Origin of the sequence: Vibrio sp. Isolate22, assembly GCF_022398115.1 — a bacterium.
GTDB lineage: Bacteria > Pseudomonadota > Gammaproteobacteria > Enterobacterales > Vibrionaceae > Vibrio.
In genome coordinates this window covers 1-10,175 of sequence record NZ_JAKEUW010000092.1, presented here as the reverse complement: position 1 = coordinate 10,175, position 10,175 = coordinate 1, and the positions used below count along the sequence as shown (strand labels likewise).

Annotated in this window: 11 protein-coding genes and 1 pseudogene; 10 read left to right on the top strand and 2 right to left on the bottom strand. The window is 42.4% G+C overall.

Features of this window, described 5'->3' with window-relative positions; genetic code table 11:
- The 6 genes from L1D55_RS25865 to L1D55_RS25840 form a co-directional block, all read left to right on the top strand.
- Positions 1–240 (top strand): transposase (locus L1D55_RS25865; RefSeq protein WP_239918106.1); only part of this gene is annotated, 240 nt, incomplete at its 5' end.
- A 109-nt stretch (positions 241–349) separates the two neighbouring features.
- A complete protein-coding gene (locus L1D55_RS25860; RefSeq protein WP_171368730.1) occupies positions 350–613 on the top strand; it encodes a YihD family protein in 264 nt (87 codons plus the stop codon).
- 322 nt (positions 614–935) lie between these two features.
- Positions 936–2,354: a cytochrome c oxidase accessory protein CcoG gene (gene ccoG / locus L1D55_RS25855; protein WP_128162527.1), complete on the top strand. Its 1,419-nt coding sequence runs from the start codon at positions 936–938 to the stop codon at positions 2,352–2,354.
- A gap of 71 nt (positions 2,355–2,425) precedes the next feature.
- Positions 2,426–3,412 (top strand): serine/threonine protein kinase, encoded by a 987-nt coding sequence (locus L1D55_RS25850; RefSeq protein ID WP_239919369.1) that lies wholly within the window; start codon positions 2,426–2,428, stop codon positions 3,410–3,412.
- Positions 3,413–3,467: 55 nt separating this feature from the next.
- Entirely contained in the window at positions 3,468–4,067 is a 600-nt protein-coding gene (locus tag L1D55_RS25845; protein ID WP_128162529.1) for a thiol:disulfide interchange protein DsbA/DsbL, read from the top strand.
- 231 nt (positions 4,068–4,298) lie between these two features.
- Complete coding sequence (locus L1D55_RS25840; protein WP_239919368.1) at positions 4,299–5,255, top strand: DUF2860 domain-containing protein; 957 nt, start codon at positions 4,299–4,301, stop codon at positions 5,253–5,255.
- A gap of 66 nt (positions 5,256–5,321) precedes the next feature.
- Here L1D55_RS25840 and L1D55_RS25835 read toward each other — a convergent pair.
- Positions 5,322–5,939: pseudogene (locus L1D55_RS25835) on the bottom strand (ATP-binding protein); the annotation flags it as partial.
- Positions 5,940–6,178: 239 nt separating this feature from the next.
- On the opposite strand from L1D55_RS25835, the gene L1D55_RS25830 reads away from it, so the two are divergent.
- On the top strand, positions 6,179–6,352 hold the full coding sequence (locus L1D55_RS25830; RefSeq protein ID WP_239919367.1) for a hypothetical protein: 174 nt from the start codon (positions 6,179–6,181) through the stop codon (positions 6,350–6,352).
- Between the two features lie 138 nt (positions 6,353–6,490).
- On the opposite strand, the gene L1D55_RS25825 is transcribed toward L1D55_RS25830, so the two are convergent.
- A complete protein-coding gene (locus L1D55_RS25825; protein WP_038483440.1) occupies positions 6,491–6,841 on the bottom strand; it encodes a cupin domain-containing protein in 351 nt (116 codons plus the stop codon).
- Positions 6,842–7,752: 911 nt separating this feature from the next.
- Between L1D55_RS25825 and L1D55_RS25820 the strand changes: the two genes are divergently transcribed.
- The 3 genes from L1D55_RS25820 to L1D55_RS25810 all read left to right on the top strand — a co-directional run bounded on the left by L1D55_RS25820 (position 7,753) and on the right by L1D55_RS25810 (position 9,756).
- The gene (locus tag L1D55_RS25820) at positions 7,753–8,520 is read left to right on the top strand and encodes a hypothetical protein (RefSeq protein ID WP_239919365.1); all 768 of its coding nucleotides are present in this window, start codon (positions 7,753–7,755) and stop codon (positions 8,518–8,520) included.
- An 84-nt stretch (positions 8,521–8,604) separates the two neighbouring features.
- A complete protein-coding gene (locus L1D55_RS25815) occupies positions 8,605–9,414 on the top strand; it encodes an HNH endonuclease (protein WP_239919364.1) in 810 nt (269 codons plus the stop codon).
- Between the two features lie 30 nt (positions 9,415–9,444).
- Positions 9,445–9,756, top strand: a complete 312-nt coding sequence (locus L1D55_RS25810) for a hypothetical protein (protein WP_239919363.1) — start codon at positions 9,445–9,447, stop codon at positions 9,754–9,756.
- Positions 9,757–10,175: the final 419 nt, after the last annotated feature.

Below are 10,175 nucleotides of genomic sequence, written 5' to 3'. Positions count from 1 at the left end.
TGGGAGGTATGGTGGGCACAAGTGCAAGAAAGTGGAATTAAGCCATTGAAAGAGTTCGCACGAAAACTGAGGCCTTATCTTCACGGTATTATTGGATCGGCAAGTTATCCGCTCAACACCTGCACATTGGAAGGGATAAACAACAAAATAAAGTTAATCAAGCGAATGGGGTATGGGTATCGAGATACAGACTACTTCTTCTTGAAGATAAAAGCGGCTTTCCCCGGAAAGCCGCGATGAACCTTTTTTCTTGCCCGGCATACTCTGGAAATGCGTTTACACATTGGTATTCCTTAACCGATTTGATACCTTAACCACAAATCATTATAAAATTTGTGGAGAATAAAGTATGAAGTGTCACCGCATAGAAGAACTGCTTGAACTGATGGAGCCTGAGTGGCAGAAAGATCAAGAGCTTAACTTATTAGAGTTCATCATTAAGCTGTCAAAAGAAGCAGGCTACGATGGCAAGCTTGAAGACCTGACTGACGATGTACTTATCTACCATCTGAAAATGCGCAACAGCGAGAAAGATGAAATGATTCCAGGCCTTAAAAAAGACCAAGAAGACGATTTCAAAACTGCAATCCTAAAAGCACGTGGCCTGCTTTAATCACCTCTATGTGTTAAAACGCCATTGCGTTATAGATAAATAGCTCAATTTAAAAAAGCGACCACCCGGTCGCTTTTTGGTTTCTGTTCGCTATTTTTTCGTCACAACTGTTATGACTTTTGTTGTTAAAGGTTGATAGCGTTAAAGAAATGAGAACAATATTGTCGCTATAATCGCCACCCATAAGGGTCTTCTAAAATAATAAGAGTGAGTGCTCTTTCAGCCTTGCACCAAACTTAAGCTTAGATCCTCTAACATCATATTTTTAAAGCAATGTCGTCAATACTCTCGAAGAAGGGTATAGCCACCAAAAGGATAGTCCATGAGTCAGGATAAAATCGATATTAAAGATGTGACTCCTAAAACCTTTAACCCTAAGACACATAAAGGTAATGGAGATCGATTTAACCCAAGTAACCGAATCTATGTTCGAGAAAGCAAAGGTAAATTCCAACAATTACGCCGCTACGGTGGTTGGTTCTTACTTTTACTTTTTGCGCTAATCCCATGGATTCCATTTGGTGAGCGACAAGCAATCTTGCTCGATATCGGTAGCCAGCAGTTCAACTTCTTTGGCACCACGTTATACCCGCAAGATCTCACCCTACTTGCGATCTTATTTATGATTGCCGCCTTTGGCCTGTTCTTTATCACCACCTTTTTAGGCCGTGTGTGGTGTGGTTACCTGTGCCCGCAAACCGTGTGGACCTTCATGTACATCTGGTTCGAAGAAAAGCTCGAAGGTGCTGCCAATAAGCGAAGAAAACAAGATTCTGGCAAGTTGACCACCAATCTGATGATCAGAAAAACCATCAAGCACATTGCATGGTGGGCAATTGCTATCGCGACCGGTTTGACCTTTGTTGGTTACTTCATTCCAATCAAAGAACTAGTGGTTGGTTTCTTTACCTTTAACTCTTCGTTCTGGCCTGTGTTCTGGGTACTGTTCTTCGCAGGTTGTACTTATGCTAACGCTGGTTGGATGCGTTCGATTGTTTGTCTGCACATGTGTCCTTATGCTCGCTTCCAATCTGCGATGTTTGATAAAGACACTTTCATCGTAGGCTACGATAACAAGCGTGGTGAGAGCCGTGGTCCTCGTTCTCGCAAGGCAGATCCAAAAGCACTTGGTCTTGGCGACTGTATTGACTGTAACCTGTGTGTACAAGTGTGTCCGACAGGCATTGATATCCGTGACGGCCTGCAATACGAATGTATTAACTGTGGTGCATGTATTGATGCCTGTGACAAGACCATGGAGCGTATGGGCTATGACAAAGGTCTGATTAACTACACCACGGAGCATAGGCTTGAAGGTCACTCGACTAAAGTAATGCGTCCTAAGTTATTGGGCTACGGTGCAATACTTGTTCTGATGCTTGGCTTGTTCTTTGTACAAATCGCGAGCGTCGACCCTGCAGGCTTGAGCGTGCTGCGTGATAGAAACCAACTGTTCAGAGTCAATACTCAGGGACTGGTTGAAAACACCTATACCCTAAAGGTGATCAACAAGACTCAACAAGAACAAGAGTACAAGCTCGAAGTAAGCGGATTACCAGGTTCAATTTGGTACGGCAAGCAGACCGTGACGGTTGCTCCGGGCGAGGTTTTGAACCTACCTATCAGTTTAGGTGCTGATCCTGAGAAACTGAGCTCACCTGTTTCGACAATTCAGTTTATACTCTCGGATAATGAAGAGTTTACGATGGAAGTAGAAAGCCGCTTTATCAAGAAGCTCTGATACTAATCACACACGATTGGTATAACACCTAATAAATGGAAAAAGGCTCAGTAATGAGCCTTTTTTATTATATGACGATGCAAGCCTTTAACTTTGATAACCTGACCCCCGACTTCATGTGGTACGCACTGGAGAGCATTGGGGTGCGTGCAGAATCTGGGCTTCTCGCTCTGAACAGCTACGAAAACCGGGTCTATCAATTTACCGATGAAGACCGTAAACGCTACGTCGTTAAGTTTTATCGCCCTCAGCGCTGGAACAAAGCACAGATCCAAGAAGAGCATGACTTTGCATTGGAACTCATCGACCAAGAAATTCCCGTCGCGCCGCCAATACGCATCAATGGTGCTACCCTGCATGAGTATCAAGGCTACCTGTTCGCGCTGTTTGAGAGTGTCGGTGGTAGACAATATGAAGTGGATAATCTGGATCAGTTAGAAGGCGTTGGTCGTTTCCTTGGCAGGATTCATAAAGCAAGTGCAGCCAAAACCTTTCAGCATCGCCCTACGATCAGCCTAGATGAATATCTGCATCAACCGCGTAAGATCTTAGAAAACTCTCAATTTATCCCGATGCATCTAGAGAACGCCTTCTTTAACGACATCGACATGCTGATCAAAGAGCTAGAGAGTCAATGGCCGAGCAATATTGAGAACATCCGTCTACATGGAGATTGCCACCCAGGTAATATCTTATGGCGCGATGGGCCAATGTTCGTCGATCTCGATGATGCGCGTAACGGCCCAGCGGTCCAAGACCTATGGATGCTGCTGAATGGTGAACGCCAAGATAAGCTGATGCAATTGGATATTCTGCTAGAGAATTACCAAGAGTTTTGTGATTTTAATAGCTCACAACTGAAACTAATTGAGCCCCTGCGCGGTCTACGTATGGTGCATTACATGGCATGGTTAGCTAAGCGATGGGACGATCCAGCGTTTCCGTTGGCCTTCCCATGGTTCAATGACCCGAAATATTGGGAGCAACAAGTACTTGCTTGTAAAGAGCAAATTGCTACCCTGCAAGAGCCACCACTTTCGTTGATGCCTCAGTGGTAACCGCAATCGCAACATACAACTAGATAAAAATTCAAACATAATGGAGATTGAATAAATGAAAAAGCTATTCGCATTTTTCTCATTGATCATGTTGAGCCTGTCAGCTCACGCTGCGAAATTTAACGAAGGTGAGCACTACAAAGTTCTTGATCTAGAAGCATCAAAGAAGCCTGTGGTAACTGAATTCTTCTCTTTCTACTGTCCACACTGTAATAGCTTTGAGCCTATCATCCAGCAGCTAAAACAGCAGTTACCGAAAGACGCTAAGCTACAGAAAAACCATGTTTCATTCATGGGTGGTAACATGGGTCTGCCAATGAGCAAAGCTTACGCGACCATGATTGCACTAAAAGTGGAAGACAAAATGGTACCAGTGATGTTTAACCGCATTCACAACATGAACAAGCCACCACGCGATGAAGCAGAACTACGTCAAATCTTCTTAGATGAAGGTGTTGATGCGAAGAAATTCGATGCGGCCTACAACGGCTTTGCTGTAGATTCTATGGTTCGTCGTTTTGATAAAGCATTCAAAGACAGCGGTCTTTCTGGTGTACCAGCAGTTGTGGTTAACAACCGTTACTTGGTAGAAGCGCAAGGCATCAGCAGCCTAGACGAGTACTTCGAATTGGTTAATTTCTTACTGAAGAAGTAAAAAAACCATCAAAAATCAAAAATAAGGGAGCTTCGGCTTCCTTTTTTGTACCTGACGCTTTTTAATCACTATAGGAAGTAAAGCCAGTCCTCAGTCTAGTTCTACTTCCCATTTATCCAATAAACCTTTATAAGGTGCGCGATAAAGTGAACCTTTAGATTTTGTTGTTTTCTATAACTTTTTATTAACAGCCATTTATTGCTGCCAATCACTGGGGCAAGGAGCCTCTGAATGAAAATCAAATATACGTTATTAGCGTTAAGCGTTGCCGCTGCGCCCGCGTTTGCCAAGCTTGCTGATGAGCAAGGCTTCAGTGGTGAAATCTCTATTAACACCGGGGTAACCTCCTCTACCTCAAACTTTGATACCGATGCTAATAGCACAATTTCATCAAACACCCAGAAAGCCTCATCTGAGAGCTCATTTCTTGTCGCACCGCTAGGTAGTATCGCTTACACCTTTGGTGAAAAGTTAAATCATCAAGTCTACACAGGTACTGCACGTGATGACGTGGCTACGGGTACCGTCGTGCTTGAGGTTGGTTACAAATACCAACTTGAGTCAGGCATGGTTATTGACGCTTCACTACTACCAACCATTATGTCAGGTGAAACCTGGGCCAACCCTTATGCAGAGGGTGTCGCTCGAAGCAAAACCGATGAAACTGGTAATGCTTTCCGTTTGAAGCTAAGTAACATCGCAGGTTCAGCTTTCTCACTGGATATGGCTTACGCGACCAAAGATGTCGATAGCGATCTGGTTGGATACGAAGAGCTTAAGCGTGATGCTGATACCATCTACTTGAAAGGTCAGTACCGCCAGCCAATCAGCCGCACCATGATGCTAGTACCATCTTTGATTTACCAATCAAGTGATGCGGAAGGTAATGCTGAATCATTCGAACAGTTCGGTGGTGAAGTCAGCTTATTTGGTGGTATGGGTCGTCACCAATACGCATTAACAGCGGGCTACAACCAACGTTCATATGACGCTAACAACCCAATCTATGACAAAAAGCGTAGTGACGATAACATCAACTTATTCGCAGCTTACGAATATGATCAATTCATGGATTGGGAAAACTGGTCGTTCGTTTCTCTTGCAGGTTACGGCACGAGCGACTCGAACATTACCTTCTATGATGAGTCTCAATACATTGTTTCAGTTGGCTTAAACTACAAGTTCTAACTCAGCCGATACGGATACACTATCAAACCAAAGCCTGCATCTATGCAGGCTTTTTTCTGCTTTTCACTACACAGCTTGTGCCGTAAGTTGCTTCAATAATCTATCCATCGCGCGGTAACCGAGCGCTTCGGATAAGTGTTTCTTTTCTATCTGCTCGTTACCGTCCAGATCAGCGATGGTTCGTGCGACCTTGATGATTCGGTGATAGGCGCGAATCGATAGCCCCAAACGATGCAGTGCCGTTTCGAGAAACTCCGCATCTTCGCGTCGCAGCGGGCAGTACTTTTCAATCTCTCGACTGCCAAGTAGTGCATTCGATTTATGGTTTCTAGACAACATGGTTCGACGAGCCTGCTTTACTCTTTGCTTCACGACTTGAGTGGTTTCACCGCGATCACCGCCTTCGGCGAGCATTCCTTTGGGCAATAATGGAATCTCGAGAGACATGTCAAACCGATCAAGCAATGGCCCTGATAGTCGGTTGAGGTAGCGCAATATGATCTGCGGGTTTGCGCGCGCTTGATTACCCTCATAGTAACCAGTTGGACTAGGGTTCAATGCACCAATTAATTGGAAGCGCGCAGGAAAGCGAGTTTTGCCCGCCACACGCGAGATAATGATTTCACCCGACTCCAGTGGTTCACGCAATGAATCGAGCACCTTACGCTCAAACTCGGGCATTTTCCTAACACCGTGTTTAAGTTAGAAATGTTGTCAATCAGATACTCGTAATGTTGTCAGAGTAAGTGGAGCGCATCGCTTCAGATGCAAGCGGCACGATAGGTGGTTCAACTTAGTAGTTTGTTGCGATAGTGGTTACCCACCATTCAATCTCACCGATTTATCTAGCCCTAAAGATGAATAGTAACGTACATAATTATTCAATTTCACTGTTGGTAGAGAACAGGAATACGTAGATACTTATGAAAGAAACAGTTCAAAATAAACTCGATCTAAATGAATCAGAGCATGGAGACCCGAATCCCGTTATCAACAAACTTGAGATAACGGCTCAAGAGGTCAATACGCAAGACGAACGCTTAAAAGCTCTCAATGAGCTATCAGAGTTAGATCAAGAAATGGGTCGATATAACTGAATAGACACCAGAACAAGCTTATTGTGTTTTGGTATCGTAACTCACATTTGGACACAAACGTTTTAGGTGTGCTGCTCTAAACCATTTCGCTCAGATTAGAAAAAGTATTTTGAAACCTTAAACGTTTGTTGTGGCGATTTACTTTAGACTTGCTTGGATTATTAGTAACTCAATTTCATTGTCCGATGTATTAACCAAACCATGGGTGCCAAAACGTTTATTAACTATCATATCTCCTGAAGCCACCTTTCTGTCCTCACCTTCAATGGTCATAGTGCCTTCACCTTTCAAAATGATATACATTTCTTCATCGTCTCCGTGAGTATGCTCACCCATAGAGCTTCCCGGTGGCATAACGACACGGATGGCAAAGTCCCAAGCACCATCGAAATCTTTACGCCTGAATGCACGATAGATATCTATTGAACCTTCTCCATCATGGCTATTTTCGTCGACTTCTTTATCACAAGTGTAAAAATTACGTATCATCTTTTCCGAATTCCTTTATGATTATTTTCCGCAGATCTACTGAGCGCCATAACATTTTAATATCGTACCAGCACGAATTTATGTATTCAGCATATCTCAAGAACCCTATCTAACCAACTGAAAATTATGCATATAATTAGTTTGAATCTAATTTCTAGTTGAAAACCGTGCAAGCACATATTGCTTCCAATTCAAGGCATGTTATCAATCAAAAACTTCCCTTTAGTTCTCAATTATTCAATAGCTTAGAAATAGTTGAACAACATATTCGTGCGTGAGTGTGATTGAAGGTTAGTCTGTTGTGGATTAGAACATTTAGCTACATTGTTGGAGCTCTAGGCATGAGGAAAAGTAAGTCAAGTTACAGGGTTTCAAACTGAGTTTAATCCCTCTCTGGCTCACTTTGGGGCACTTCTGAGTTACGAAGTGCCAACTGTGAAGGTTCTGGACAAAAGTTTGTTCGTAACTTTGCTAATTTAGAAAAACATGAATTAGTTTAAGTATGGCGATCCTCTAGTTTGCTGACCAAAGTCATCTTTCCACTGCACTTTTGAATTCACTGAAACTACGATAAACCATGGTTTTCTCACAGTTTCATACAAAAGTTAATACCACTTTTGTGACTCATAAATCATTCAGAAAGTGTCACAAACTTTCTGACCGCTTTAGGAGAGTATCGACCTTGGGCAGGTGTCCGAAGTCGCCACTGGGGGGGCTGAGGGGCTGGAAGGGACAAAAATGAGCCAGAGCTGAATCATTTAACGTAATGAGCACTTCACGCACCGAATTTGTAATCTCTACCTGTAAGTGTCTGGTAGCATAGGGGGGTATACGATTTCAGATCGTTGAATAAAATGTTATAAAACTAAGGAAATGGCGCTGCAAGTGGTTTGGCGTTTTTGAGGAGTTGTATGTTTTTAGTGCTGTACAAAAGAGTTTTAAAGTACTTTTTTAAACAAAATGAACGCAACGAGGCTCGTAACAATTACTATCAGATTCGTTGGGATGACGAGGGTACTGGTGATGAGTACCTGATTACCGCATTGTTAAAAAAAGGTGTTGAGGTTCAGATTAAGAACAGAGGCAAAGGAACTCGATATAGAAAGTATTTAGCATACCCACGCTTGATTGGTTTAAAAAGCGAAATGTACGTCCTCAATTATTATCACTTTCTAACGATCTGTACAGGTGGCCTGTTCAGCGGGTTCATAAATGACTTCTTTGGTTATAAAAAGCTATTATGTCGTTGGAAACATCGTAAACAATTTGACTTCAATTCCAAACCTCTCTTGAAAAAAGATCGTCACATGATCTTAAAAGCAATGGTAGAAAAACAGTTAGTTGAGCCTAGAACTCGATTTCACAGATTAAATGTAATGCCCTTGTTGGAGGGTGGAATGTGGCTACATCACCCTAATAAGGAGCGAGATATCGCTTTCGTCGGGTTATGCTTGGAGTCTTGGGCTGAAACAGGTGAGCTTACTCCTCAGAAAGACTCAGGTTGGTTTAAAGTTGGCCCCAAAGCTGTTGAGACCATTGAAAGAATGGAAAGAGAAGAACAGGTTCATAACGACAATGTGAAGCAAGCAAATCATATAAAGTACTTAACAGTATGTTTAGTTTTAGTTGGTGTTGTTCAAGCTATAGCCACTGCATACCAAGCATACAATGCGTTATAACAAGGCCACTAAGAGTGACGCATTACACTCGGCATTTTTGGTTTGAAGTTCAGTTGGCTTTGTGAGTTTAGTGGGGCGCACCTTATGGCTGGCGTTATGTGCCAGAGCGAGTTAGGAGTCATTTTTTACATGAGTATTCAGTTAAAGTTAGTTCAACTTCGAAAGAAAATCAGAGCAAATAAGAAGAAAGTTACCAACGTAATTATTGCCGATCACTCAGCAGAAATGTGCATAATTTGTGGCTCTCAAGAGCAATTGACCAAAGAGCACGTGATTCCTCAATGGGTCTATAATCGTTGTACGAAACGAACTTTCGAAACAACAACTAACGGTATTTCTCAGACTTACAATAAAACCACACTACCTGCATGCAAAGATTGCAACTCGAATCTCCTTGGTTCTCTGGAGAGACACTTGAAGCATGAATTTGAAAGAGTCGATGTTAGTCACCAAGAGTTCTCACAAGAGACCTTAGAGTTAATCATCCTATGGTTAGAAACTCTAGAGTACAAATTCCAAATACTTGATCTTCGCAGAAACTTAAATAAGGTAAAAGGCGCAGAATACATTCCTTTTATTGGCAGAATGCCTATTGCAATGTTCCAAGGATCTATGGACACAAGTCCTGCAAGGGTGTTTTCAAATCTTCGTTCAGCATTGAAAGTATTGAGTGTGAAATCAAAGGCGGATAGGCTCAATTCCCTTTGTGTTATCCGTACCACAAACAGAGACTTTCATTTCTTTCACTCTACAAATAACTTTATATTCATAGAGTTAGCTGAATTAGAGGTCGCATTTTTCTATTTCTATAAACAAACGTTTGATGACCATAGTGCCGCCACAGAGTTTGCTAAGGAAATAGTCCAAGATCACTATGCAGGAACAAGCACATAATACGATGTTATAAAGCGGAAGGAGTTGTACATGAAAAATATGTTTAAAGTGGATTACCAAGGAGCCACTTTGATAGAGAAAAATTTTATTAAGCAAATGTTGAGAATGGCTTCTGGAGATGTCTTGGAGTGTGTTCAAGAAGAGTGTTGTATTGTGTTCAGTCTTAAAGGTCGCGATCATATCCTAGAACATTTGGACGCTAAAACATTGAAAAATTCTCTCATTGAAGTTCGTGAATGCAGTCGACAAGAATTTGCAGCGGAAGAAATTCAAGAGTTTTTTGATCGAATGGAAAAGGCTCAAGAACGGATGAAAAAGGTTCTTCGAGGTATAGCGGGTTAAGTAGATTCTCAACGACTGGTATAGAACATAACACTCATTCTATGCACCACAACAAACAGTTAGCCGCTGGCTGATTGTTTGTTGTGTTTCGCTAAAGGAGCAGAGATGAGAAAATGTATCGCTAATTAGCATTAACAGACTGTGAATGAGCTTTAGCACTAACGCATAAAGGGGCGTGCGACGTGAGGTCGTATGAAGCGCTGTTCACCGCTTAATGTGTGAACCATCTGTATCACCAGATGAACCTAGGACTCTGAATAAAGTAGCGAGTCTGACAATGTAACGAAGACTGGTAGTCATGCACCAGTCGGGATCTAAATCGCGAGAGAACGATCCTCCTGATAACCACAATCGGGTGAGTGCTAGGTAGTCAGCATGATGAACATAAGTGAATCCGCATAAGGTGCGTTATATGATGA